Genomic DNA, 26069 nt, shown 5'->3' on the forward strand with positions numbered 1-26069 from the left:
TTTCTTTTCATGCTTCTCAGCCTGTTAAGGCATCATCGTCGGCCATTCGGGCGGCATTCGGGCGATGATCTCGACCAGCCCCGTTTTAAACGACGCCCAGATAATCGGGAAGTCGCCGAGCGTCAGGCCCAATAAACCCATGGCAAACCAGCAGGATGCGGCAATCCCCAGCCCGCTGCTGATTATGGCTAAAGCCCGGTAATCCGAGCGGCGAAACTGAATATTCAGGCTGCTTGCCAAAAACATCAAAACCGCACTAAGCAGCGGCCAGCGTATGAGCATCACGCCGGTGGTGATTGTTGCCATGGACCTTGTTCCTCAAAAAGCTGCAATTTATTTTTCTGTTGCACTGATAATGTGAAGTTTATCACTTTTGTGTGTTTAATCACCAGCGTTGTGATGGTTTTTTGCGCGGTTTTGAGGCCGGGTCGGCGGGGTTTTTTAGGAAAACCTGGACGTGGAGGGCGTGAACATTTTGTTTATCTGACGTTTACCACAATTTCGTTTAAATAATCATTCCCTGCTGCTTTAACCCCAGAAAAACTCATATTAACGCGATGGGTTAAATCTTAAGCTAAACAGCATCCCGGTTCCTCTTATCTCTTTGTTGCGCAAATTAATGTCCGCAGAGTTAACGGCTGAAGGCTATTGCTAAAGCAGGCTTTATGATGCAACGTAATCGGCGGTCATCAGGTTGTTCTAATAAAGTATAAAAACAGGCGCATAAAAGCAGAGACGTGTGAGCATCATGGTGAAACGGATTTATCTTAAGGCGTTGCGTACCTCAGGTTTTGTCCTGATCGTTTGCCTGCCGATAATGCTGGCAATTTATTTTGCCCATGTTCGCGCCACCAGTGACACCCAGCAGCACCTGCACTCTTTTGGTAAACTGGTGATGGAAAAAACGGAAATCGTCATCAGCCATGTTAATGAGGCGCGCAGCGAGGCGGAACGTTTCTCCGGGGAAATATGCAGTCCCCGGCATATGGCAAATATGCTGGATATTGTGCGCGGTAAACTTTTTGTCGCCGATTTAATTTACGTCAGCGGCGATAAGCTGCTGTGCTCGACCAGCTATAAGCCGTTAAAAGCGCTGCCAGCGCCGCTCCCTTCTTATACCCGTAAACCGGACGTCGCGATTTATTATTATCTGGATACGCCGTTTTATGCCGGGCATAAAATGACCTACATGCAGCGCGGGCATTATATGGCGGTGATTAACCCGCTCACCTGGTCAGAAGTTTTGTCCGAAGATGACTCGCTGATTTATGGCGTCTATGACACCGTCACCCGCAGTTTTTTCTCTTTAAGTCCGGGGGCCGACAGCGACCTGCTGCACAGTTTTATTCTGCGTAAAGAGAAAGCGTTTACCGAAGATAACCGTTTTTACGCCGTCGACCAGTCGTCTAAAAGACCGATTGCAGTGATTGTTTCCACGTCAGAAACCTTGTTTAACCGCCAGTGGTATCACCAGCTGACGCTGACGCTTCCGTTAGGTGTTATTTGCAGCCTGCTGATATTAATTATGTGGTCCCGAACCCGTCAGCAATTAAATTCCCCACGGCGGATGCTTTTAAGAGCGCTGGCCAGAAAACAGCTCAAACTTCACTACCAGCCCATTATTGATATTCAAAATGGCTATTGCGTGGGGGCAGAAGCGCTGCTGCGGTGGGTGAATTTTAACGGACAAACCATCAGCCCCGGGACGTTTATTCCGCTGGCAGAATCTGAAGGCCTGATTCACAAAATATCGGACTATGTGGTTGATGCGGTATTTAAAGATTTTGGTGAATTTCTTGCCGACCATCCTGGCCTCTATATTTCGATTAATCTTTCAGCATCTGACTTTCATTCTTCACGCTTAATCACCGTACTTTCAGAACGGATTAAAACCTACAACATTCGTCCGGGGCAGATAAAAATCGAAGTGACCGAGCGAGGGTTTATTGACGTTGAAAAAACCAGGCCGTTTATCCAGGAGTTTCGCAACGCGGGCTTTAAAGTTGCCATTGATGACTTTGGCACTGGGTATTCGAATCTGCACAATCTGCAGTACCTGAACGTCGATATTTTAAAAATCGACAAAAGCTTTATTGATTCCCTCGCCAGCGAGCGGGCCAGCCACTTGCTGGTGGAACACATCATTGAAATTGCCCACAGCCTGAAGTTAACGACGATTGCCGAAGGGGTTGAAACCGAAGCGCAGGTGGCGTGGCTGGTGGATCACGGCGTGGAGTATTGCCAGGGCTGGTATTTTGCGAAGGCACTGCCTCCGCAAGAGTTTATCGCCTGGCTCTATACCCCAGGCGGGATCCCCGTACGCAAGGCCTCAGTGGCTCGCGAGCCACTGCTTTAAAGGAACAACCCATTCTGGGTTAGGGCGGAAAAATGCCCCGTGCTGCTGGCCGGTAGAGATTTTTATCTCTTTATAATGAGTAATCCCCGGACTGTGGTTCACAATCGTCTGGCAGGAACCCACTTCATCCGAGGCTTCATAAATGGAGAGCACGTTCCCGTACAGGCGATTGCGGGCGTCATCCTGAATGGAATGCGTACATCCCGCCAGAATGGCAACGTTGAGCGCCTTATTCTGCAGTTTGCTTGCCGCCAGAATGGTAATTTCGCCGCCGCGTGAGAAGCCGACAAGCGTAATATTCTTAGCCGGAACGCCTTTTGCAATCAGCGTGTTCACATCCTGCTTTAGCTTCTCGGCATACTGATCTGGCTGAGTATCTTTGGCTCTGTGATAAGCAATCAGGTTGTAGCCATCATCGCTGAGCTTCTCTTTCACCGCCGGGAAATCGTAAACGCCCCACTGCGGTTTATTTGGATTACTCGGCCGGTCAATATTTCCCTCTAACACTTTCCCGTGTGTGTAAAAAACGTATTTCTGTTTCGGATTAACGCTGTCAGGGAACGCGGTATAAATGGTTGCCGCCTGAGCGGCCATTGAGGCAAGCCCGATGGCCAAAATGGCAAAACTTAACTTTTTCACTCCAACTCCTGTTGGTTTTCTTAGGCCTGATGGCGGTAATCCGTTGGGGTGCGGTCAAACTCACGGCGGAACACGCGGGAGAAGGTTTGCTGCGAGACATACCCGTAGTCCATCGCGATATCAAAAATAGGGCGCTGGGTAGTGCGCAGCGCGGTGGCAGCCATCAACAGGCGGCGCTGGCGGATGTACTCACCCAGCGTCTGGTGCATGACGGTGCGGAACATTCGCTGCAAGTACCACTTTGAATAACCTGATTTTTTCGCCACCACGTCGATGTTCAGCGGCTGGTCAATATGTTCATCAATCCATTCAGTCAACGTATAAATGATGTCCTGGTGAGCCATGAGTCGTCCTCATTTCCGGGTTAGCTAGTTTCATTGCCAGGGAGTATAATTCCTCAAGTTAACTTGAGGTAAAGAGCATTATGGAAAAGAAATTGCCCCGAATAAAAACGCTGTTAACGCCCGGTGAAGTGGCGAAGCGCAGCGGCGTGGCCGTCTCCGCGCTTCACTTTTACGAAAGCAAAGGTTTGATTAAAAGTACGAGAAATGCAGGCAATCAGCGGCGTTATCAGCGTGATGTGTTGCGAACGGTGGCGATAATAAAAATTGCGCAGCGGATTGGCATTCCGTTGAGCACCGTCGGGGATGCGTTCGGCGTGCTGCCCGACGGCCATTCGATCAACAAAAACGACTGGAAGAAGCTGTCATCGCAATGGCGCGAGGAGCTGAACCACCGCATTGCCACGCTGACCGCGCTGCGTGACGAACTGAATGGCTGCATTGGCTGCGGCTGTTTATCCGGGGCTGAATGCCCGCTGCGTAACCCAGGCGATAAGCTGGGCGAGCAGGGCACCGGCGCCAGGCTGTTGGAAGATTGAAAATTATCTTTCAAACATAAAACTAAAGCGCCACAAGGGCGCTCAAGACGGCTAACAAAGAGGGAAAAAGCGTGGTTTTTCCCTCTTTGTTGTTATTAGCCGAAAATCAATGAATTGATTGTCCCGGTTTATTAATGGCGTCTTCAGTAGCGGCATTGCTTACTAGGGATCAACCGTTGCCACATAAAACTAAAGCGCCACAAGGGCGCTTTAGTTGTTTTCCGGTCTTTGTCTTTCGCTCTATCCCGTTCTGACAGGAGGGTTTCCCCCGACGTCGGCACCCCTCGATAACGCTTACACATAGCTACGTACACACTTCACTAACTTTGGAGGTTCCGGTCTGCACCGACAATTTAAGTGTAGGTCTGTCCCTTCACTTTGCAAGGTCAATTGTTCTTTTTTTGTTCATTTTTTTGACATGTGATTCGTGTAGGGCTTTCCTATAGTTATTCCATTTTGCTAAACAGAGGGTTACCTCATGCTCACGGTGCATCATCTCAATAACTCCCGTTCCCAGCGCGTGCTCTGGATGCTGGAAGAACTGGCGCAGCCCTATCAGATCGTGCGTTACCAGCGGGAACCCACCATGCTTGCCCCGGAAGCGCTAAAAAAAATCCATCCGCTGGGGAAATCCCCGGTGGTGGAAGATAACGGCCATATCCTGGCGGAATCAGGCGCTATTCTTGAGTACCTGCAGGAAACTTACGACAGCGAAAACCGCCTGAAGCCGCAGAACATTAACGACAAAATCCAGTATCGCTTTTGGCTGCATTACGCCGAAGGGTCGCTGATGCCGCTGCTGTTAATGAAGCTGGTGTTTGGTAGCCTCGGCAAAGCCCAGGTGCCCTGGCCGCTGCGCCCGCTGGGTAAAGCGCTGGGGCAGGGCGTGCAGAAAGCCTGGCTGAATAAGCAACTCACCACCCATGCCCGTTTTATCGAGGATCACCTGAGCCAGAACTTGTGGTTCGCCGGGGAGCAGTTTAGCGCGGCAGATATTCAGATGAGTTTCCCGGTGGCCGCGCTGCTGGCGAGAGGCGACGTCAACGACATGCCGCACACCCAGGCGTGGATGAAAAATGTGCAAATGCGCCCCGCCTGGCAGCGGGCGTTACATCAAGGCGGCCCTTTTGAAATCCCCGGGGCGTGATCGCCGCAAAAGTAAAGCGAGAGAAAACCAGCCTAACTTTTTTGCGTTTTTGTTGCGAAATTGCGCATTGACGATAACGTTTGCGCACCCTAAGGCGAATAATTCATCAGCTGAGCATATTTTCCGCGAAAATCGCAAAAGTTAAGTTGAAAATCCCGTCAGGAAGGCAGGATAATCGTTTGCCTTAATTCTGTAACACCGATTTGTCCGTGTGGAGTTAAACGATTGCTTTTTTGTGACACCCCTTTGTCACAATCGTAGCGCAGGGAGACAACGTTTAACTGGCAGCGGGTTGTCCACCACCCGGGCAAACGTCATTCTAAAAATCTCAGGGGATTTTTCACTATGTCTACACCTTCTCCGCGCGCCGGCGGTTCGCTCGACGCCTGGTTCAAAATTTCTGCACGCGGCAGCACCGTGCGTCAGGAAGTTGTCGCCGGTCTGACAACTTTCCTTGCTATGGTTTACTCGGTGATCGTTGTGCCGGGAATGCTCGGCAAAGCCGGGTTCCCACCGGCGGCGGTCTTTGTGGCTACCTGCCTGGTGGCGGGCGTGGGCTCCATCGTGATGGGCCTGTGGGCGAACCTGCCGCTGGCCATCGGCTGCGCTATCTCGCTGACCGCCTTCACCGCCTTTAGCCTGGTGCTCGGCCAGCACATCAGCGTGCCGGTCGCCCTTGGCGCGGTATTCCTGATGGGTGTTCTGTTCACCATTATCTCTGCCACCGGCATTCGTAGCTGGATTTTGCGCAATTTGCCGATGGGCGTGGCGCACGGCACCGGGATCGGTATCGGCCTGTTCCTGCTGCTGATTGCCGCGAACGGCGTCGGCCTGGTGATTAAAAACCCGCTGGACGGGCTGCCGGTTGCGCTGGGGCATTTCGCCAGCTTCCCGGTGATCATGTCGCTGATTGGCCTGGCGGTGATCATTGGTCTGGAAAAACTGAAGGTGCCGGGCGGCATTCTGCTGACCATTATCGGCGTGTCCATCGTCGGCCTGATCTTCGACCCGAACGTGCATTTCTCCGGCGTTTTCGCCATGCCGTCGCTGAGCGATGACAAAGGCAACTCGCTGATTGGCAGCCTGGATATCATGGGCGCGCTGAATCCGATCATTCTGCCGAGCGTGCTGGCGCTGGTGATGACAGCCGTGTTTGACGCCACCGGCACTATCCGCGCGGTAGCCGGTCAGGCAAACCTGCTGGACAAAGACGGCCAAATCATTGACGGCGGCAAAGCGCTGACTACCGACTCCCTGAGCAGCGTGTTCTCCGGCCTGGTGGGCGCAGCCCCGGCAGCGGTTTACATCGAATCTGCAGCGGGTACCGCGGCAGGCGGCAAAACCGGCCTGACAGCCATCACCGTTGGCGTACTGTTCCTGTTGATCCTGTTCCTGTCGCCGCTCTCTTACCTCGTACCGGCATATGCCACGGCGCCTGCGCTGATGTATGTTGGCCTGCTGATGCTGAGCAACGTCGCCAAAATTGACTTTGCGGACTTCGTGGATGCGATGGCCGGGCTGATTACCGCGGTATTCATCGTGCTGACCTGCAACATCGTGACCGGGATCATGATCGGCTTTGCTTCTCTGGTGATTGGCCGCGTAGTATCCGGTGAATGGCGCAAGCTGAACATCGGTACCGTCGTTATTGCCGTTGCGCTGGTGGCGTTCTACGCTGGCGGCTGGGCTATCTGATTTTCAATTCGTGCGGGTTGCGCTCTGTAACCCGCCGCTTTCACCCACTTCGGGCATTTCCGGTTCCAATGTGATGCAAAAAGTTGTTTTATTATAAAAACAACCGCTAAGAGTGACGCTTCAAATCACACATCACGTTCAGGGAAAACATGGAAATTTTCTTCACAATCTTGATTATGACCCTCGTGGTCTCCCTCTCTGGGGTGGTAACACGTATGTTGCCGTTTCAGATCCCACTGCCGTTAATGCAAATCGCCATCGGGGCGCTGCTTGCCTGGCCGCACTTTGGCTTACACGTTGAATTCGACCCTGAGCTGTTCCTGGTCCTGTTCATTCCGCCGCTGCTGTTTGCCGACGGCTGGAAAACGCCCACTCATGAATTTCTCCATCATGGCCGCGAAATTATTGGTCTGGCGCTGGTGCTGGTGCTGGTCACCGTGGTTGGCATCGGCTTCCTGATTTACTTCCTGGTGCCAGGCATTCCGCTGGTGCCTGCTTTTGCGCTGGCCGCCGTGCTGTCACCGACGGACGCCGTGGCGCTGTCCGGGATTGTCGGTGAAGGGCGGATTCCGAAGAAGATCATGGGGATATTGCAGGGCGAAGCGTTGATGAACGACGCCTCTGGCCTGGTCTCCCTGAAACTTGCGGTGGCGGTCGCCGTTGGGGCAATGGCCTTTAGCGTCGGTGGGGCTTCACTGGAGTTCTTCAAGGTTGCCATTGGCGGCTTACTGGCGGGGATTGCGGTCAGCTGGCTGTACGGCAAATCGCTGCGCCTGATGAGCCGCTGGAGCGGGGACGAACCCGCAACCCAAATCCTGCTGCTGCTTCTGCTGCCGTTCGCCTCTTACCTGATTGCGGAACATATCGGCGTTTCCGGCATTCTGGCGGCGGTGGCCGCAGGGATGACCATTACCCGTTCCGGCGTGCTGCGTAGCGCCCCGCTGACCATGCGCCTGCGCGCGAACAGCGTCTGGGCGATGCTGGAGTTTGTGTTCAACGGCATGGTCTTCCTGCTGCTGGGCCTGCAGCTGCCGGGTATTCTCGAAACATCAGTTGCGGCGGCTAATGCCGATCCGAATGTTGAGCTGTGGATGCTGTTCCTCGACGTGGCGATGATCTATTTCGCCCTGATTGCGGTGCGTTTCCTGTGGCTGTGGTCGATGAAGCGCCTCAGCCTGCGCTTTTTGAAAAAGCGCCCGCTGGAGTTTGGCTCTTTCACCACCCGCGAGCTGGGTATTGCCTCTTTTGCCGGCGTGCGCGGGGCCATCACCCTGGCCGGTGTGCTGTCTATTCCGCTGTTGCTGAACGACGGCACGCCTTTTCCGGCGCGCTATGAGCTGATTTTCCTCTCCGCAGGCGTGATCCTGTTCTCGCTGTTTGCAGGGGTCATCATGCTGCCGATTCTGCTGCGAAACGTTGAGGTTGGGGATAAATCTCTGTCGCGCAAAGAGGAGCGGCTGGCCCGGTCCGCCACGGCCGAAGTGGCGATTGTCGCTATCCAGAAAATGGAGGAGCGCCTGGCCGCGGACAGCGAAGAGAACATCGACGACCAGCTACTGAAAGAGGTGAGTTCGCGGGTTATCGGGAATTTACGCCGCCGCGCAGACGGGCGTAATGACGTAGAAAGCAGCGAGCTTGAAGAGAACCTTGAGCGCCGCTTCCGCCTGACGGCGCTGCGTTCAGAGCGCGCTGAGCTTTACCATCTGCGCGCCACCCAGCAAATCAGCAATGAGACCCTGCAAAAACTCCTGCACGATCTCGACCTGCTGGAAGCGCTGCTGATCGAAAAAGAGTAATCCCGCTAGTTCTGGCCGGTTTCCACTGCCGGCCAGAACTCTCTGCAGCAATCAATCCACGCCTGCGCGCTCTGCGAAATATACACCCCTTCACGCCAAATCATCCCTAACTGCCAGCTCAGGTTGCTGTTCAGCGGCAGCCACATCAGCGTGGTGTGGTCGAGCTTGCGGCAAATCGGCTCCGGCAGCACGGCAATCCCCACGCCGCCCTGTACCATCGCCGCCAGGAAATCCCACTGCCCGCTGCGCACCGCAATGCGCGGGGTAAAACCGTGGTCGGCAAACAGCTGCATCAGCTGGCGGCTAAGGGAGAAGTCTTCGTTGTAGATAAGCAGCGGGTGCTCGGCGAGCTCAGCCGGATCAACGCTGGTGCGGCCAATCCACGTGCCGGAGCGGGGCACCAGCACGCAGAGCGGATGGCGGAACAGCGGCATTACCGTCAGCGCGTCTTCATCTTCTACGGGGATGGCCGTTACCGCCAAATCCAGATCGCCGTTAAGCACCGCCTGCTGCACCGTCAGGCCGCCGAATTCGGAAATCTTGAACTCCACGCCGGGGTAGCGGTGCTGATACACGCCTATCGGGCCGGTCATCAGCGTACCAACCATCGGTGGGATGCCGAGGCGCAGCACGCCGTTGGTGAGCTGCTTGATGTCGCTCAGCTCGGCTTCGAGCTGGCGAAACTCGGCGAGGATGGCCAGCCCGCGCTGGAATACCACCTGGCCGGTGTCGGTCAGCAGCAGGCGGCGGCCATCGCGGATCAGCAGCGTGCAGTTCAGCTCATCCTCGAGGTTGCGCAGCATTTTGCTGATGGTGGGCTGCGTGACGAACATCTTCTCCGCCGCCCGGGTGAAGCTCTGCTGACGGACGACTTCAACGAAATAACGCAGCGTTCTGATGTCCATAACTATTCCTGTTAACTATACCTGCAATGATTTTAATTCATTTCAGTAGCGATGAACCGCTCTCTATAATCGGGGCTGGTATTTTTTCTGGAGCACCGATCATGGCATTGGCGTTAGGCCGTTTTACGCCTGCTGTAATGCATAGCCTGCGTGTCCCCGTGCAGGTTGCCCTGTACGCCGGACTTTTTGTTTTTGCCGAACAGTTGGTGACGTGGGGGCATCTGCCGTTGCCCGCGAACCTGGTGGGGATGTTGCTCCTGCTGACGCTGATTGTGTGCCGCATTGTGCCGCTGAAATGGGTCAGGGAAGGGTCGAAATGGCTGCTGGCCGAGATGCTGCTGTTTTTTGTCCCGGCGGTTGTGGCCGTGGTGAACTACTCGCAGCTGCTGATGGTGGAAGGCTGGCGTATTTTTGCCGTGATAGCGGTCAGCACCGTGCTGGTGCTCGGCAGCACGGCCTTTGTGGTGGAAAAAGTCTACCGCTTTGAACTGGCGCGCGAAGCTCGCAGGCAGTCCCGTAATGACTAACTTCCAGCTAAGCGTGCTGTGCCTTGTGGTCACGCTGGTTTTCTACTTCGCCAATAAACGCCTGTATCGCCGTTTTCGCAAACTGCCGCTGATGCCGCTGGTCTTTACGCCGGTGCTGCTGGTGGGGATGCTCGTCTTCGGCCATATCTCCTACAGCAACTACATGGGAGAGGCGCACTGGCTGCTGTGGCTGCTTGGGCCTGCCACCATCGCTTTTGCGGTGCCGGTGTATGACAACCTTCGGGTGATAAAACGCCACTGGATGTCGCTTTCTGCGGGCGTGCTGACGGCGATGGTGGTGGCGGTAACCAGCTCGATTTGGCTGGCCCGCTTATTTACCCTGCCGGACGGCATTCAGCGCAGCCTGGCCGTGCGCTCAATTACCACGCCTTTTGCCCTGGCGGCCGCTAAGCCCATCGGCGGTGAGCCTGAACTGGTGGCGCTGTTTGTGGTGATCACCGGCGTGTTCGGCATGGCGGTGGGGGACGTGCTGTTTCTGCGCCTGTCGATCAGGGAAGGGATAGCCAAAGGCGCGGGGTTCGGCGCGGCTTCTCACGGCGCGGGTACCGCTCGCTCTTATGAGCTGGGGCCGCAGGAAGGGGTGATTGCCAGCCTGGTGATGATGCTGTCCGGCGTGGTGACGGTTTTGGTCGCACCGCTGGTCAGTTGGCTGATGTTTTAACCTACCGGGGCAGAGATAGCCCCGGTAAGTACTTACTAACTAGTGAGCCCGCCCCTGATCGATGCCGATACCGGTTTGAGAGCGAATAAACTGCGCGCGGAACTTCTCCCGCTCCAGCTTACCTTCCGGCGTATTATCGGTAATCGAGAACAGCCAGATGCCGACAAACGCAATCAGAATAGAGAACAGCGCCGGGTACTCATACGGGAAGACCGCTTTTTCATGACCGAGGATCTGCACCCAAATAGTCGGGCCCAGAATCATCAGCACCACCGCCGTCAGCAGGCCGAGCCAGCCGCCAATCATTGCGCCGCGCGTGGTCAGCTTCGACCAGTACATCGACAGCAGGATAATCGGGAAGTTACAGCTCGCGGCAATGGAGAATGCCAGCCCCACCATGAAAGCAATGTTCTGTTTTTCAAACAGAATACCCAGCAGGATAGCCACTACGCCCAGCACCAGAACGGTGATTTTCGACACTTTCAGCTCATCGCGTTCGGACGCGCCTTTGCGGAAAACGTTGGCGTAAAGGTCGTGAGATACCGCCGAAGCGCCCGCCAGCGTTAATCCGGCCACAACCGCGAGGATGGTGGCGAAGGCAACCGCAGAGATAAAGCCGAGGAACAGGTTCCCGCCCACCGCGTCGGCAAGGTGAACCGCCGCCATATTGTTGCCGCCAATCAGCGCGCCCGCCGCGTCTTTAAACGCTGGGTTAGCACCTACTAACATAATGGCGCCAAAACCAATGATAAAGGTCAGAATGTAGAAGTAACCCATGAAGCCGGTGGCGTAAAACACGCTTTTACGCGCTTCGCGGGCGTCGCTCACGGTGAAGAAGCGCATCAGGATATGCGGCAGGCCAGCGGTGCCAAACATCAGGCCGAGGCCCAGAGACAGCGCAGAAATAGGGTCTTTCACCAACCCGCCAGGGCTCATGATCGCCGAACCTTTAGGGTGAACCGCCATCGCCTCATTGAACAGGTTGTTGAAGCTGAAGCCGACATGCTTCATGACCATAAACGCCATGAAACTTGCGCCGAACAGCAGCAGCACGGCCTTGATGATTTGCACCCAGGTCGTCGCCAGCATGCCGCCAAACAGCACGTACATCACCATCAGCACGCCCACCAGCACCACGGCGACGTGGTAGTTCAGGCCGAACAGCAGCTCGATGAGCTTCCCGGCGCCAACCATCTGGGCAATCAGATAAAGGGCGACCACCACCAGCGACCCGCAGGCCGACAGCGTGCGGATTGGCCCCTGCTTGAGGCGATACGACGCCACATCGGCAAAGGTATAGCGGCCCAGGTTACGCAGGCGCTCGGCAATCAGGAACAGGATAATCGGCCAGCCGACCAGGAAACCCAGGGAGTAAATCAGGCCGTCGTAGCCGGAGGTGTACACCAGCGCGGAAATCCCGAGGAACGAGGCCGCCGACATAAAGTCACCGGCAATCGCAAGGCCATTCTGGAAACCGGTAATGTTGCCACCCGCGGTGTAATAGTCGCTGCGGGAGCGAACGCGCTTGGACGCCCAGTAAGTAATATACAGCGTCAGAGCGACGAAAATCAGGAACATGATGATCGCCTGCCAGTTGGTTGGCTGGCGCTGCACGTCGCCGGTTATGGCATCGGCGGCAAAGGCACCGGCCGGCAGCAGAGCGGCAAAGACCGTAAGAAAACGCTTCATTTAACCCCCACTTCACGCAGCACTTCTTTATTCAGGCGGTCAAATTCGCCGTTAGCACGCCAGACATAAATCCCGGTGAGCAGGAAGGAAATAACGATCACGCCGATGCCGATAGGGATGCCCCGCGTGACGCTGGTGCCGTCATGCAGCGGGGTGCCAAGCCACGTGGGTGCGAAGGCAATCAGCAAAATAAAACCAACGTAAATCACTAACATAATCAGTGACAGAAGGGCGGCAAACCGTTGCCTTTTGGAAACCAACTCCCTGAAATGCGCACTGCTTTCTATCCGCTGATAAATGGTGTCATTCATCACAGAATCTCCAGAGGTTTTTGTAGGTTTTTTTATTCCCTCTCCCCTGTGGGGAGAGGGTTAGGGTGAGGGGAAAGGTACGGTCAAATGTCCTCACCCCGGCCCTCTCCCTGAACGGGAGAGGGGTAGAACAAGGTTACGAAGGTATGGATAAAGCCTGTTTTTCTTCCAGCAGTTTTTCTACTACGCCCGGGTCGGCGAGGGTGGAGGTATCGCCCAGGTTGCTGGTGTCGCCGGAGGCAATCTTGCGCAAAATACGGCGCATGATCTTGCCGGAGCGGGTTTTCGGCAGCGAATCGGTCCAGTGCAGCACGTCCGGCGTGGCAAGCGGGCCAATCTCTTTCCGCACCCAATTGCGCACCTCGGCGTACAGCTCCGGCGTCGGCTCTTCGCCGTGGTTCAGCGTCACGTAGGCATAAATCGCCTGGCCTTTAATGTTGTGTGGAATCCCCACCACCGCGGCTTCGGCAATCTTCGGATGCGACACCAGCGCCGATTCAATCTCGGCGGTACCCAGGCGATGGCCGGACACGTTCAGCACGTCATCCACGCGGCCGGTGATCCAGTAATAACCGTCTTCGTCACGGCGCGCGCCGTCGCCGCTGAAGTACATGTTTTTGAAAGTGGAGAAGTAGGTCTGCTCGAAGCGCTCGTGGTCCCCGAACAGCGTGCGTGCCTGGCCTGGCCAGGAATCGGTAATGGTCAGGTTGCCTTCGGTAGCACCCAACTGTGGATTGCCTTCGTTATCGACCAGCGCGGGCTGAACGCCAAAGAACGGCTGGGTCGCGGAGCCCGCTTTCAGCTCGGTCGCGCCCGGCAGCGGGGTGATCATAAAGCCACCGGTTTCCGTCTGCCACCAGGTGTCCATCACCGGGCATTTCTCATTGCCGATATGCTTCCAGTACCACTCCCAGGCTTCCGGGTTGATGGGCTCGCCCACGGAACCCAGAATACGCAGCGAAGAGCGGTCGGTGCCTTCGGTGGCTTTATCCCCTTCGGCCATCAGCGCGCGAATGGCGGTTGGCGCGGTGTAGAGAATATTCACCTTATGTTTGTCGACCACCTGCGCCATGCGGTTTGGCTTCGGCCAGTTAGGCACGCCCTCAAACATCAGCGTGATCGCGCCGCAGGCCAACGGGCCGTAAAGCAGGTAGCTGTGCCCGGTCACCCAGCCCACGTCGGCGGTACACCAGTAGACATCGCCCGGATGGTAGTCGAAGACATATTTAAAGGTGGTCGCGGCATACACCAGATAGCCGCCGGTAGTGTGCAGCACGCCTTTTGGCTTGCCGGTGGAGCCGGAGGTATAGAGGATGAACAGCGGATCTTCAGCGTGCATTTCCACCGGCTGGTGCTGGTCGCTGGCTTTCTCTGTCAGCTCGTGCCACCACAGGTCGCGGTTCTGGTGCCAGTCGATTTTGCCGCCGGTGCGCTTCAGGACGATAACGTGCTCAACGGTTTTCACATTTGGGTTTTTAAGCGCGTCATCTACGTTCTTTTTCAGTGGAATTGAGCGCCCGGCGCGCACGCCTTCATCGGCGGTGATCACCAGGCGAGAGCTGGAGTCGATGATGCGTCCGGCTACGGCTTCCGGCGAGAAACCGCCAAAGATCACGGAATGCACGGCGCCAATGCGCGCGCAGGCCAGCATGGCAACGGCGGCTTCCGGCACCATTGGCATATAAATCGCGACAACATCGCCTTTCTTAATGCCCAGTTCAACCAAAGTGTTGGCAAAACGGCAGACATCGCGATGCAGCTCGCGATAAGTGATGTTTTTGCTCTGGGTCGCGTCATCCCCTTCCCAGATAATGGCGGTTTGATCGCCCCGTTCTTTTAGGTGCCGGTCGAGGCAGTTTGCGGCTAAATTAAGCGTCCCGTCCTCATACCACTTGATAGAGATGTTTCCTGGCGCAAAAGAGGTGTTTTTCACCTTTTGGTACGGTTTGATCCAGTCGAGAATTTTCCCTTGTTCGCCCCAAAACGCATCCGGGTCCTGTATCGACTGTTGATACATGGCCTGGTACTGCTCCGGGTTTATCAGGCAACGGTCCGCAATGTTTGCGGGAATAGCGTGTTTGTGTACTTGGCTCATGGCTTTTTTTCTCCTTTAGGATGTTAATAATATGTCACACAAACGTTAATAGTAGGGGTATTGGCAGCTTTGTTTACTTTTTGGGCGGCAGATCACGCATTAAAATAATCGCGCAAAAATTGTTCAAACAGATGAATCATAAGAAATAATTACCTTTGGTACTTATTTCCAAAAACAAATAATGAAATTTTTCCATAACAATAAGTTATATTCATATTCCCCCGCAAAATCCTGTTTATCTATGCAATGTAAGTGCATAACCCTAAAAATGAAGGGTTGCGCAGCAGGCTATCGGGATGGTACTGATACGGTGCTTTAAAAAACCCCGCTTAACACCTGATGTTTGTCATACCCCCTTTCAGTTTGTGACCTTCTCCTGAGTCAACAGCATGGGAATGGCGTTTTTTTGAGGAACTGTCGTCGTTATGAAAAACTTTAAAATGAGCCTGGCCTGGCAAATCTTGCTGGCGCTGGTGCTGGGCATTATCCTGGGAAGTTTTCTGCATTATCAAAGTGATAGCCGTGAATGGCTGGTTGCTAACCTGTTGTCACCGGCGGGCGATATCTTTATCCACCTGATAAAAATGATCGTCGTGCCGATTGTGATCTCCACCCTGGTGGTTGGGATTGCGGGGGTCGGCGACGCCAAACAGCTTGGCCGCATCGGCGCTAAAACCATCATTTATTTCGAAGTGATCACGACGGTTGCCATCATTCTGGGCATTACGCTCGCGAATGTTTTCCAGCCGGGCCACGGCATAGATATGTCACAGCTTGCTACCGTGGATATTTCGAAATACCAGCACACGGCGCAGGACGTACAAAGCCATGCTCACGGCCTGATGGGTACTATTCTGTCGCTCGTGCCTACCAACATTGTGGCATCAATGGCGAAGGGCGAGATGCTGCCGATCATCTTCTTCTCGGTGCTGTTTGGCCTGGGGCTGTCGTCGCTGCCCGCGACTCACCGCGAGCCGCTGGTGACCGTCTTCCGCTCCATCTCTGAAACCATGTTCAAAGTGACGCACATGGTGATGCGCTATGCGCCGGTGGGCGTTTTCGCGCTGATCTCTGTGACCGTGGCTAACTTCGGTTTTGCATCGCTCTGGCCGCTGCTGAAGCTGGTGGTACTGGTGTACGTGGCGATTGCCTTCTTTGCGCTGGTGGTGCTGGGTGCGGTGGCACGCCTGTGCGGGCTGAAAATCACCATCCTGATGCGCATCCTGAAAGACGAACTGATTCTGGCGTTCTCTACCGCCAGCTCCGAGAGCGTGCTGCCGCGCATCATCGAGAAGATGGAAGCCTATGGTGCTCCGGCGTCGATCACCAGCTTCGTGGTGCCGACCGGCTACTCGTTTAACCTGGACGGTTCCACGCTTTATCAGAGCATTGCGGCGATCTTTATCGCTCAGCTGTACGGCATTGAGCTGTCACTGTGGCAGGAAATCATTCTGGTGCTGACGCTGATGGTGACCTCAAAGGGGATTGCCGGCGTGCCGGGCGTCTCTTTCGTGGTACTACTGGCCACGCTTGGCAGCGTCGGTATTCCGCTGGAAGGGCTGGCGTTTATTGCCGGGGTTGACCGTATTCTGGATATGGCGCGTACCGCGCTGAACGTGGTCGGCAACGCGCTGGCGGTGCTGGTTATCGCCAAGTGGGAGCATAAATTCGACCATAAAAAAGCCCAGGCCTATGAGCGTGAGCTTTTTGGGAAGTTTGACAGTAAGGCGAGCAGTTAATGAAAGCCCCTCACCCCTTTGGGGTGAGGGGGATGTCTCACCCCATCGCGCTTTCGCGCAGCCGGGCCTTCAGCTTGTTGTACTCATCAATCACATATTGCTCGGCAGCCTGCTGATCGGCGATCGGCTCGACGCGCACGGCGCAGTACTTGTACTCCGGCGTTTTGGTTATCGGGCTCAGGTTCTCCGTCACCAGTTCATTACAGGCACCAATCCACCACTGATAGGTCATGTACACTGCGCCTTTATTCGGACGCTCGCTGACCGCTGCCCGGGTAATAACCCGGCCTTTGCGCGAATTCACCCAAATCAGCGCTTCATCTTCAATGCCCAGCCGGGCGGCATCTTCGACGTGGATTTGAGCATAACCCGGTTCATCGGCCAGCGCGGCCAGTGCCGCACAGTTCCCGGTCATTGAACGGCAGGAGTAGTGGCCCACTTCACGCACCGTGGAAAGCACCATCGGGTACTCGTCGGTGACGCGATCGATAGGCGGTGCCCAGTCGCAGGTGAAGAACTGCCCCAGCCCGTTAGGGCGCTCGAACTTGCTCTCATACAGGTAAGAGGTGCCCTGATCCGCGTCAGATGTGTCTCGGCAAGGCCACTGGATATAGCCCAGCTCGCCCATCTTCTCGTAGGTTGCCCCGTGGAAGTCCGGACACAGGTGGCGCAGTTCGTCCCAGATTTCCTGGGTGTTGCTGTAGTGCATCGGGTAGCCCATGCGGGTGGCGATTTCGCTGATAATCTGCCAGTCCGTTTTGAGATCCCACTTGGGCTCAACCGCTTTAAAGAAGCGCTGGAAACCGCGGTCTGCGGCGGTGAAGACGCCTTCATGCTCGCCCCATGAGGTGGACGGTAAAATAACGTCGGCCTCGGCGGCGGTTTTAGTCATGAAGATGTCCTGCACAATCACCAGCTCAAGCCCGGCAAACGCTTTGCGCACGGCGGAAAGCTCGGCGTCGGTCTGGAGCGGATCTTCCCCCATAATATAGGCCGCGCGAACTTCCCCGTGCTCAACCCGGTGAGGCAGTTCGCTGATGCGGTAGCCGTTAGCTTCCGGCAGCGCATCAACGCCCCAGGCTGCAGCAAATTTGCTGCGGGTTTCCGCGTCACGAACATACTGGTTGCCGGGGAACATGTCCGGTAGCGCGCCCATATCGCAGGCACCCTGCACGTTGTTCTGGCCGCGAACTGGGTTCACGCCCACGTTAGGCTTGCCGAGGTTGCCGGTCATCAGCGCCAGGCTGGTGAGCGAGCGCACGGTTTCCACACCCTGGTAGAACTGGGTCACGCCCATGCCCCACAGGATGGTGGCTGTTTTGGCTTTGGCGTACATGCGCGCCGCCGCACGGATTTCCCCGGCGCTGACGCCAGTGATTTCCTCTACGGACTCCGGCGTGTAGCCTTCAACAATTTTGCGATACTCCTCGAAGCCCTCGGTGCGAGAAGCGACGAAAGCGTGATCGTAAAGATTCTCTTCAATAATGACGTGGCCAATCGCATTCAGCAGCGCGATGTTTGAGCCGTTGCGTAACCTTAAATGCATATCGGCAATGCGCGCGGTTTCAATTTTGCGCGGATCGACAACGATAATCTGAGCCCCTTTCTGCTTCGCCTTAATCACGCGATTAGCCACGATAGGGTGTGAATCCGCCGGATTGTACCCGAACACAAAGACTAAATCAGTATCCTCAATCTCGACGATAGAGTTACTCATCGCGCCATTACCGACCGACTGGTGCAGACCTGCAACCGATGGGCCGTGTCAGACACGTGCGCAGCAATCGACGTTATTGGTTCCAATAACGGCGCGCGCAAATTTTTGCATTACATAGTTGGTTTCGTTGCCTGTTCCGCGTGAAGAGCCGGTGGTTTGAATGGCGTTCGGGCCGTACTTGGCTTTGATCACGCTCAGGCGTGAGCTGACGTAATCCAGCGCTTCGTCCCAGGATACGGCTTCCAGCTTGCCGCCGCGCTCGCGGCGAATCATAGGGGTTTTCAAGCGCGGGGTAAGGATTTTGGTGTCGGTGATAAAATCCCAACCGTAATACCCCTTCAGGCACAGGTCGCCCTGGTTGGTTTTACCCTGTGCGCCTTCCGCCTTGACGATTTTGCCGTTATCCACCACCAGGTTTATCTTGCAACCCGAGGCGCAATAGGGGCAAACCGTGACGACTTTTTTCATCATGTTGCTCCAGTCAATGCTGTCATTTAAGTGCGGCGATAAAAGCAAACCGCCTTGCTCAGCCACTCAATGCATTATCTATGCCACATAGAATACGTGGGTAATGGCGCGGGGTTCTGGGGGATCTGACGGGAGCGCTGACGAGAGAAGCAGGATTTCGTCATAAATGATGTGTCGAACTGACGGCCATTTGTGACAGTGATAGAAAATTCTACATGGATCTGTGTTCTTTCTGCGGCGTGCAATCAACAATCGCTCACACTAAAAAGAACCTCTTCCCCTCCGGAGAAAATAATGAAACCTGCAATCCTGGTGGTGGATGACGACAAGGCCATTTGCGACGTGCTGCGCGACGTACTCAGTGAACACGTTTTTGACGTACTCGTATGCCATAGCGGTAATGAAGCGCTGCAGATTGTGGCGGCAGAGCCTTCTGTTGCGCTGATTTTGCTGGATATGATGCTGCCGGATACTAACGGCCTGCTGGTGCTCCAGCAGGTGCAGAAACTGCGTCCCGCTTTGCCGGTGGTGATGCTGACCGGCATGGGCAGCGAGTCCGACGTCGTTGTGGGCCTGGAAATGGGCGCCGATGACTACATCGCCAAACCGTTCAATGGGCGCGTGGTGGTGGCGCGGGTGAAAGCGGTGCTGAGGCGCAGCGGGGCGCTGGCCGTAGAAAGCAGCCCGGCCAAAACCAGCGGGCTGCAGTTTAACGGCTGGCGGCTGGACACCGACCGCTGCCAGTTGATGAATGCTCAGCAACAGCAGGTTGATCTCACTCAGGGCGAATATGGCCTGCTGCTTTCCCTGGTGCAGAACGCCAGGAAAGTGCTGTCGCGGGAAAAGCTGCTCGAGCTAACCCACAGCGAAAGTCTCGAAGTGTTTGACCGCACTATCGACGTATTAATCATGCGGCTACGTCGCAAAATTGAGGTCAACCCGCACCAGCCCACGCTGATTCGCACCATCCGTGGTGTGGGCTACGTTTTTGCCGCCGATATCACTCACGGCGAGAATAATGCGGTTTAGCGTCTAGTTCCCGGTCGAAAAGTAGCGGGCCGGTGAAGTGCCAAAGGCATTTTTGAACATATGGATAAAATTGCCCGGAGAGGCGTAGCCCAGTAATTCTGAAACCTCCGATACCGACATGCCTTGTGCCAGCTTATCCAGCCCGTGGGTCAGCCGGACCTGCCTCCGCCATTGGGCAAAATTTAGGCCGGTTTCTGCCACAAAAAGGCGACGCAGAGTGCGGGGCGAAAGCGCGCCGAATGCCGCCCAGGCTTCAAAAGTCCGCTCATCGCCGGGGTTAGCGAGCAGTGCAGAAGCCACTTTTTTCAGCCGATGATCTGTCGGCATTGGCAAATGCAGCGCCTCGTGCGGTGCGCGGCAAATCTCATCGTAAATAACGGCGGCCATACGCTGATGTTCCGGCTCGGGTTTTGCCTGCTTATCCCATTCGCAGGCGCGACGGGCGAGCGCGTGAAGCACCTCCGAAACGGCAATCACGCAGGGCTTTTCCGGCAACCCCGAGCAGCTTTCAGGCGTAATCAGCAGCGTCCAGCCTTTTACGGCTCCGCTGATGCTGACCTTGTGGATTACGCCCGGCGGCAGCCAGCTGGCGCGATGGGGAGGCAAAAACCAGGCTCCGTCAGCGGTGTGAACGTGCAGTAAACCAGACTCCACGCAAAAAACCTGGCCGCGCAGGTGCTGGTGCCAGGCCACTTCCCGCGTGCCGAGCAGATATTCACTTTCAGGGGCGACGCTGCCTTCAAGGGCAATCAGCGCCGGGCCGCTAAGCCATTCGCTGTAATCGGGGGCTGGTGGCTGAGGAGGATGTTTTATCATGGCCGGTTTTCACTATTTATCGTCCGTATAACGTTATCCTTGCGCGGTCGAGCCGTGCAACTCTTTTGTGGAACCAGAACAAACCACAGAGGAAACCTCATGAGTACTTCAGGCGTTGCAATTATTGGTGCGGGACTGGGCGGGCTGGCGCTGGCTCAGGGCCTGAAAAGCCATGGAATCAGCGCCACCGTTTACGAGGCAGGTCCGGTGCCCGGCAGCCGTCCCCAGGGCTACCGGATTAGAATCGACGCCCAAGGGCAGCAGGCACTTGCCAGGGTGTTGCCTCCTGCGCTTTATCAACTCTTTCGACAAACGGCCTCGGTAGCCAGTACGGAAGGACGTTTTTTGGATAGAACCGGACAACAGGCTAATGGCCGTCAGCCTGAAGACTGGCATCGGGCTGAACAAAACCCCGATCTTGCCCCAGATTTAAGCATTCATCGCCAGACCCTGCGGGAAATCCTGATGTGTGGCCTCGAGGGGGCTCTGCGCTACGGCCACGCCTTAGAGGGTTACCATCAGGAAAGTGAAGGTCTGGTAGGGCTAAGGTTTGCTCATACGGCTGACGCAAGCTGCCAGCTGCTGGTCGGCGCGGACGGCGTCAATTCACGGGTCAGGGCACAGCTTGCCCCTGATGCCGTGCCGGCGGATTCGGGCTATCTCTGCCTGTATGGCAAAAGCGCTTTAACGGCGGAGAAGGCGTTGTACGAAGGCACTAACGTGCTGTTTTGCGAAGGATTCAGCGCCATTATTGATGAAATGCGCTTTCGGCAGGATTTTACAGCGCTCGCGGCAAAGGCGGGTTTTAACGGCAGTCTCACGCAGACCGAAGATTATCTTTACTGGGCGCTGATCGGCCCCGGTTCACGGTTAGCTGTTCCCTTCGACAGCTTGTCTCTTCCCCCGATGCTGCAAAAGCTTATACAACGGACTTTGCCAGAACATATTGCGACGCTGCCGGTCCGCTACGGCAATTCGAATATTGTCTGGCAGCCCGGAAACGTCACCCTGCTGGGCGATGCCGTCCACGCCATGAGTCCGGCCGGTGGCATAGGGGCTAATACTGCGTTGAGAGATGCCGCCGATCTTGCCACCGCGCTTCACGGCAAGGGCCTGTCCGGTTTAGCTGAATATGAACGCCTGATGCTTGCCAGAGGCAAAGCGGCCGTGGCAGATTCCGCCGTGGCGGCCGCAAAGCTTTCCGGCTAGATAAACTGCCGGTACTCATGGCATAAAAGCAGATCCGGGGAGGTATCTTGGGTAAGGGTACTGAAGCGCTCAAGCGGTTTTAAAAAGCGATTGTCGTGGTCGTCATCGTTGACCATCGACACTTCGCCGACCAGCACGTCGCCGTAGCCCGGCTCACCCCAAAAGCTGTGGTACATCTCCGGCACCAGACTGATGCTTTCTCCCGGCGATAAACGCAGCTGGCTGCCCGCCGCGTGCGTCTGGCGGCAGCCGTCAATCACCACCGTGATGTCTGTTTCGTCAGGCTGTTCGAAGGGATCTGACTGCCACAGTTCGACAATCAAGTTCCCGCCGCCGCGGTTGATGATGTCTTCCTGTTTGCTCCAGTGAAAATGCATTGGCGTCATCTGGTTATCACGCACGTGCATGACTTTCTCTGCGTAGGATTTGGCGTAGGGTGCGCCTTCCGGCGAGCCATTGCGCAGGGTAAACAGCGTCAGGCCCATGGTCAGGAAGTCGCCGCCGCCGAAGTCGGTGATGTCCCACCCGAGTTTCAGATCGAATACCTCCTGCCAGCTGCGGGGGTTAACCTGCAGCCATTTTTGCGGCGAGAAGCTGGCGAACGGGGGCAGTTGCACCCCGTGGCGGGCAAAAAACTGCCGGGTTTCATTCAGGTACTGATTGACCTCGGAGCGTTTCATTTGGCCTTCCTTTGATGTGGACCCTTACCCTAACCCTCTCCCTGGAAGGGAGAGAGGACTAACGATTTTCGCCCTCTCCCCTTTGGGGAGAGGGCCGGGGTCGGGGTGAGGGGCAAATTACTTCACCGTCCACCCTTTGTAGCTGCCGATATTGCTCTTATCGATCATCGTCACCGGGATCAGCACCGGGCCTTTTGGCGCGGGTTTACCCTGCAAAATGTCATAGCCAATCTCAACCGCTTTCGCCGCCATCACCTGCGGATCCTGGGCCGGGGTTGCCACAAACAGCGAGCTGCCACCGCGCTTCAGGGCTTCTTCACCGTCCGGGCTGCCGTCCACGCCGACAATAAAGAACTCGTTACGTTGAGCCTGTTTTGCCGCCAGATCGGCCCCGATCGCCGTCGGATCGTTGATCGCAAACACGCCATCGATCTTCGGATTTGCCGCCAGCAGCGAGGTCATCACTTCCAGGCCACCTTCGCGGCTGCCCTTAGCATTCTGGTTAGACGAAAGGATCTTAATGTCCGGGTGTTTTTTGAATTCGGTTTCGCAGCCCTCAACTCGGTTCTGCACGGCGGAAACCGGCGGCCCGTTAATGATCACCACATTGCCTTTGTCTTTCAGGCGATCCGAAATGTATTTACAGGCCATTTGCCCGGCCTGAGTGTTATCGGAAGTGATCGTGGCATCGGCGCCGTCTGCCGCAACGTCCACCGCCACAACGACGATCCCGGCGTCTTTCGCGCGTTTTACCGCCGGGCCGATCCCTTTGGAATCCGCGGCGTTAAGAATGATCATGTCCACCTTCGCGGCAATGAAGTTATCGATCTGCGCCACCTGCTGGCCGAGATCGTAGCCGCTGGAGACCAGCGTCACTTTCACGTTATCACCGGCGAGCTTGCGGGCTTCCAGCTCGGCACCTTTGGTGATCTGCACGAAGAACGGGTTGGCGAGGTCGCCCACCGTCACGCCGATCGACTTTAACTCTTTCGCCTGGGCAAACGGCGCACCTGCGATCATTGCACCAGCCAGTAACGCAGTAACTATAGGTTTCAAACGCATGCTGTTTTCCTCACTCGTAGGGTAGGGTTTTGTTGTTATGCACTTTGATTATGACGGGTACGGTATTTGTCGATCAGCACCGCTATGATGATCACCGCCCCTTTGATCACCAATTGCCAGAAATAGGAGACGCCCATCAGCGTCATGCCGTTGTTGAGCGTGGCGATAATCAGCGCCCCCACCAGCGTGCCGGTGATGGTACCAATCCCACCCACGAAGCTGGTCCCGCCGAGGATAACGGCGGCAATCGCGTCCAGCTCGTAGCCCACGCCGAGGTTACCGTTGGCGCTGTAAAGCCGTGACGCACTCATGATGCCACCCAGGCCGGAAAGCAGCCCGCTCATGCCGTACACGAACAGCAGCACCATCCACACTTTGATGCCGGTCAGGCGTGCCGCCTGCATGTTGCCACCCACCGCGTAGATATGAACGCCCAGCGTGGTGCGGCGCAGAATGAACCAGCACACCGCAATCACCAGCAGGGCGATAACCACCAGCCACGGCACCGGGCCAAGATAGGCGTTGCCAATCCACTCGAAATTGATGTTGGAGTTAATCACCGTCGTGCCGTCGGCCAGCAGATACGCCGCGCCGCGCAGCGCGGTATAGGTGCCGAGCGTGACGATAAACGGCGGTAGCCCAGCCCAGGCAACCAACATGCCGTTAAACAGCCCCAGCCCGGTGCCCATCAACAGCGCCGCCGGAATCGACAGGCCTTCCCAGCCAGGCATCAGCGACACCACCATCGCCGTGACGGCGGTGGTGCCGAGGATAGATCCGACAGACAGGTCGATGCCGCCGGTCAGAATGATGAAGGTCATCCCTGCAGCCAGCACGATGTTGATGGACGACTGGCGAGCGATATTGAGCAGGTTAGATTCGGTGAAGAAGTTAGGGGCGACAAAGCCAAAGACGGCAATGATGAGCACCAGAATCGGCAAAATACCGACGGTTTGCATCAAATCGCCGAACAGGGCTTTTTTGAGCGAGGCGGATTTTGCCACCGGTTGCGTGCCTGAGTTAGTCATGGTGCACCTCTTTCTTATGGGCCTCGGTCACGCCGGTAGCCAGGGTCATAATATTTTCTTGTGTAATGTCGTGGCGCAGCAGCTCGCCGGCAATGCTGCCTTCGCGCATGACGTACACCCGGTCGCTCATGCCCACCACTTCGGGCAGCTCGCTGGAAATCATTAAAATGGCCACGCCTTGGCGGGCCAGCTGGTTCATGATGCGGTAAATTTCGCTTTTAGCCCCCACATCCACACCGCGCGTTGGCTCGTCGAGGATCAGGATGCGTGGACCAATGGCAACCCAGCGGGAAATCAGCAGTTTTTGCTGGTTGCCTCCGGAAAGACCCCCGGCACGAACCTGTGCGTGAGGGACGCGAATATTCAGCAGGCTGATGGCGTCGTCTGAAATGGTCTGGGCTTTTTTGCGGTCGAGCATGCCGAAGTGGGCGTCACGCTCAAGCGTGGCCATGGTGATGTTGTCCTGCGCGGCCAGCTCAAGGAACAGCCCCTGCTCTTTGCGGTTTTCGGTCAGGAAGCCAATGCCGTGCTGAATCGCCTCGCGGGGGGAATGCAGCGTCACAGGCTGGCCGTCGATCTCAATCGATCCGCCCGCGGGTTTGCGCACGCCGAAGATCAACTGCGCCAGCTCTGAACGTCCCGCGCCAACCAGCCCGGCCAGGCCGACTATTTCCCCGGAGCGAACGTGCAGGCTGACGGGCTGCACTTTGCCGTTGTCCGTCAGGTGATGAACATTCAGACGAGGGCTGCCCAGCGGGATATCACGCTCTTTGTTAAACAGGTCGCTAAGGGGCCGACCCACCATCATTTTCACCAGCTCGCTGGCGTTCAGGTTTTCGCGCGTCAGGCTGCCGACATACTGGCCGTCGCGCAGCACGCTGACCCGGTCAGACAGCTCATAAATCTCCGCCATGCGGTGGCTGATGTAGATAATCGCCATGCCTTCATCGCGCAGGCGGAAAATCAGCTCAAACAGGCGATGCGTTTCGCGAGAGGAGAGGGCGGCGGTGGGTTCATCCATCACCAGAATACGGCTGTTGCGCTGGAGCGCGCGGGCAATCTCAACCTGCTGCTGCTCGGCAATGGTGAGTTTCATCACGAGGTCGGTGGCTTTGAACTGCGCCCCGAGGCGGTCAATCACCGCCTGCGCCTGCTGTACCATCTCTTTGCGCTGCACGAGGCCGCCGCGCGCCAGTTCGCTGCCGAGGAAAATGTTTTCCGCCACGGTGAGATTTGGCGCGAGCTGCATCTCTTGGTAGATCAGCGTGATGCCCGCGTTGAGGGCATCTTTGGGGCCTTTGATGGCGTAGGGCTCACCGTCAATCAGCACTTCGCCGCTAGTGGCGATGTAAGCCCCGGCGAGGATCTTCATCAGGGTACTTTTGCCCGCGCCGTTCTCGCCCATTAGTGCATGGATTTCACCGGGAAAGACCGTTAAATCGACGCCTTTAAGCGCATAAAATTTGCCAAACGACTTGGCAATATTGCGCATTTCCAGAATGGGGACTCTGCTCATGGTGCGGCGCCTGTGGTGGTTATTTATGAGGCCAGTCAACCACGCGCCGGTAAATGCAAAATGTCAGCCGCCGTTCATATTTG

Annotated in this window: 23 protein-coding genes; 10 read left to right on the top strand and 13 right to left on the bottom strand. The window is 56.1% G+C overall.

Annotated elements, in window-relative coordinates:
- Nucleotides 1-24: 24 nt before the first annotated feature.
- Complete coding sequence (locus ACR6JA_RS20500) at nt 25-306, bottom strand: YjcB family protein (RefSeq protein ID WP_008455794.1); 282 nt, start codon at nt 304-306, stop codon at nt 25-27.
- 442 nt (nt 307-748) lie between these two features.
- On the opposite strand from ACR6JA_RS20500, the gene ACR6JA_RS20505 reads away from it, so the two are divergent.
- Nucleotides 749-2356 (top strand): cyclic di-3',5'-guanosine monophosphate phosphodiesterase PdeC, encoded by a 1608-nt coding sequence (locus tag ACR6JA_RS20505; protein ID WP_213714963.1) that lies wholly within the window; start codon nt 749-751, stop codon nt 2354-2356.
- On the opposite strand, the gene ACR6JA_RS20510 is transcribed toward ACR6JA_RS20505, so the two are convergent.
- Nucleotides 2330-2995, bottom strand: coding sequence for an alpha/beta hydrolase family protein (locus tag ACR6JA_RS20510; protein WP_008455789.1), 666 nt, complete (start codon nt 2993-2995; stop codon nt 2330-2332). The genes ACR6JA_RS20505 and ACR6JA_RS20510 overlap by 27 nt on opposite strands.
- Nucleotides 2996-3015: 20 nt before the next feature.
- The gene (soxS, locus tag ACR6JA_RS20515) at nt 3016-3339 is read right to left on the bottom strand and encodes a superoxide response transcriptional regulator SoxS (RefSeq protein WP_008455787.1); all 324 of its coding nucleotides are present in this window, start codon (nt 3337-3339) and stop codon (nt 3016-3018) included.
- Nucleotides 3340-3419: 80 nt separating this feature from the next.
- Here soxS and soxR point away from each other — a divergent pair, with 80 nt between their 5' ends.
- The 4 genes from soxR to ACR6JA_RS20535 all read left to right on the top strand — a co-directional run bounded on the left by soxR (nt 3420) and on the right by ACR6JA_RS20535 (nt 8513).
- Nucleotides 3420-3875, top strand: coding sequence for a redox-sensitive transcriptional activator SoxR (gene soxR / locus ACR6JA_RS20520; RefSeq protein WP_039289371.1), 456 nt, complete (start codon nt 3420-3422; stop codon nt 3873-3875).
- Nucleotides 3876-4353: 478 nt separating this feature from the next.
- Nucleotides 4354-5022 (top strand): glutathione S-transferase family protein, encoded by a 669-nt coding sequence (locus ACR6JA_RS20525; protein WP_494494262.1) that lies wholly within the window; start codon nt 4354-4356, stop codon nt 5020-5022.
- 345 nt (nt 5023-5367) lie between these two features.
- The gene (gene ghxP, locus ACR6JA_RS20530; RefSeq protein ID WP_039289375.1) at nt 5368-6717 is read left to right on the top strand and encodes a guanine/hypoxanthine transporter GhxP; all 1350 of its coding nucleotides are present in this window, start codon (nt 5368-5370) and stop codon (nt 6715-6717) included.
- Between the two features lie 149 nt (nt 6718-6866).
- The gene (locus ACR6JA_RS20535) at nt 6867-8513 is read left to right on the top strand and encodes a Na+/H+ antiporter (protein ID WP_008455781.1); all 1647 of its coding nucleotides are present in this window, start codon (nt 6867-6869) and stop codon (nt 8511-8513) included.
- 5 nt (nt 8514-8518) lie between these two features.
- Here the strand turns inward: ACR6JA_RS20535 and ACR6JA_RS20540 are convergent, their stop codons facing one another.
- Entirely contained in the window at nt 8519-9418 is a 900-nt protein-coding gene (locus ACR6JA_RS20540) for a LysR family transcriptional regulator (protein ID WP_213714880.1), read from the bottom strand.
- A 101-nt stretch (nt 9419-9519) separates the two neighbouring features.
- Between ACR6JA_RS20540 and ACR6JA_RS20545 the strand changes: the two genes are divergently transcribed.
- Both ACR6JA_RS20545 and ACR6JA_RS20550 read left to right on the top strand, forming a co-directional pair.
- Entirely contained in the window at nt 9520-9945 is a 426-nt protein-coding gene (locus ACR6JA_RS20545; protein WP_213714879.1) for a CidA/LrgA family protein, read from the top strand.
- Complete coding sequence (locus ACR6JA_RS20550) at nt 9938-10627, top strand: LrgB family protein (protein WP_008455777.1); 690 nt, start codon at nt 9938-9940, stop codon at nt 10625-10627. The genes ACR6JA_RS20545 and ACR6JA_RS20550 overlap by 8 nt, the downstream gene beginning before the upstream one ends.
- A 39-nt stretch (nt 10628-10666) precedes the next feature.
- Here ACR6JA_RS20550 and actP read toward each other — a convergent pair whose 3' ends face one another.
- The 3 genes from actP to acs form a co-directional block, all read right to left on the bottom strand.
- Entirely contained in the window at nt 10667-12316 is a 1650-nt protein-coding gene (actP, locus tag ACR6JA_RS20555) for a cation/acetate symporter ActP (RefSeq protein WP_213714877.1), read from the bottom strand.
- Nucleotides 12313-12627: a DUF485 domain-containing protein gene (locus tag ACR6JA_RS20560; RefSeq protein ID WP_213714875.1), complete on the bottom strand. Its 315-nt coding sequence runs from the start codon at nt 12625-12627 to the stop codon at nt 12313-12315. Before ACR6JA_RS20560 ends, actP begins: the two co-directional genes overlap by 4 nt.
- A gap of 136 nt (nt 12628-12763) precedes the next feature.
- Nucleotides 12764-14722 (bottom strand): acetate--CoA ligase, encoded by a 1959-nt coding sequence (acs, locus tag ACR6JA_RS20565; RefSeq protein WP_213714873.1) that lies wholly within the window; start codon nt 14720-14722, stop codon nt 12764-12766.
- A 425-nt stretch (nt 14723-15147) separates the two neighbouring features.
- On the opposite strand from acs, the gene gltP reads away from it, so the two are divergent.
- Complete coding sequence (gene gltP, locus ACR6JA_RS20570) at nt 15148-16461, top strand: glutamate/aspartate:proton symporter GltP (RefSeq protein WP_008455769.1); 1314 nt, start codon at nt 15148-15150, stop codon at nt 16459-16461.
- Nucleotides 16462-16498: 37 nt separating this feature from the next.
- Here gltP and fdhF read toward each other — a convergent pair whose 3' ends face one another.
- A complete protein-coding gene (gene fdhF / locus ACR6JA_RS20575; protein WP_494494279.1) occupies nt 16499-18646 on the bottom strand; it encodes a formate dehydrogenase subunit alpha in 2148 nt (715 codons plus the stop codon).
- Between the two features lie 294 nt (nt 18647-18940).
- Here fdhF and ACR6JA_RS20580 point away from each other — a divergent pair, with 294 nt between their 5' ends.
- Nucleotides 18941-19675, top strand: a complete 735-nt coding sequence (locus tag ACR6JA_RS20580; RefSeq protein ID WP_494494261.1) for a response regulator — start codon at nt 18941-18943, stop codon at nt 19673-19675.
- Between the two features lie 3 nt (nt 19676-19678).
- Here ACR6JA_RS20580 and ACR6JA_RS20585 read toward each other — a convergent pair whose 3' ends face one another.
- Nucleotides 19679-20491, bottom strand: a complete 813-nt coding sequence (locus tag ACR6JA_RS20585) for an AraC family transcriptional regulator (RefSeq protein WP_008455760.1) — start codon at nt 20489-20491, stop codon at nt 19679-19681.
- Nucleotides 20492-20590: 99 nt separating this feature from the next.
- On the opposite strand from ACR6JA_RS20585, the gene ACR6JA_RS20590 reads away from it, so the two are divergent.
- The gene (locus ACR6JA_RS20590) at nt 20591-21700 is read left to right on the top strand and encodes an FAD-dependent oxidoreductase (RefSeq protein WP_494494260.1); all 1110 of its coding nucleotides are present in this window, start codon (nt 20591-20593) and stop codon (nt 21698-21700) included.
- Here ACR6JA_RS20590 and ACR6JA_RS20595 read toward each other — a convergent pair.
- The 4 genes from ACR6JA_RS20595 to ACR6JA_RS20610 all read right to left on the bottom strand — a co-directional run bounded on the left by ACR6JA_RS20595 (nt 21697) and on the right by ACR6JA_RS20610 (nt 25986).
- Nucleotides 21697-22380, bottom strand: coding sequence for a D-lyxose/D-mannose isomerase (locus ACR6JA_RS20595; RefSeq protein ID WP_213714867.1), 684 nt, complete (start codon nt 22378-22380; stop codon nt 21697-21699). The genes ACR6JA_RS20590 and ACR6JA_RS20595 overlap by 4 nt on opposite strands.
- A 117-nt stretch (nt 22381-22497) precedes the next feature.
- Nucleotides 22498-23442, bottom strand: a complete 945-nt coding sequence (locus ACR6JA_RS20600; protein WP_008455755.1) for an ABC transporter substrate-binding protein — start codon at nt 23440-23442, stop codon at nt 22498-22500.
- Between the two features lie 35 nt (nt 23443-23477).
- Nucleotides 23478-24470: an ABC transporter permease subunit gene (locus ACR6JA_RS20605; RefSeq protein ID WP_008455753.1), complete on the bottom strand. Its 993-nt coding sequence runs from the start codon at nt 24468-24470 to the stop codon at nt 23478-23480.
- Entirely contained in the window at nt 24463-25986 is a 1524-nt protein-coding gene (locus ACR6JA_RS20610) for a sugar ABC transporter ATP-binding protein (protein ID WP_166877515.1), read from the bottom strand. Before ACR6JA_RS20610 ends, ACR6JA_RS20605 begins: the two co-directional genes overlap by 8 nt.
- Nucleotides 25987-26069: the final 83 nt, after the last annotated feature.

The organism is Cedecea sp. B1(4) (genome assembly GCF_059414925.1).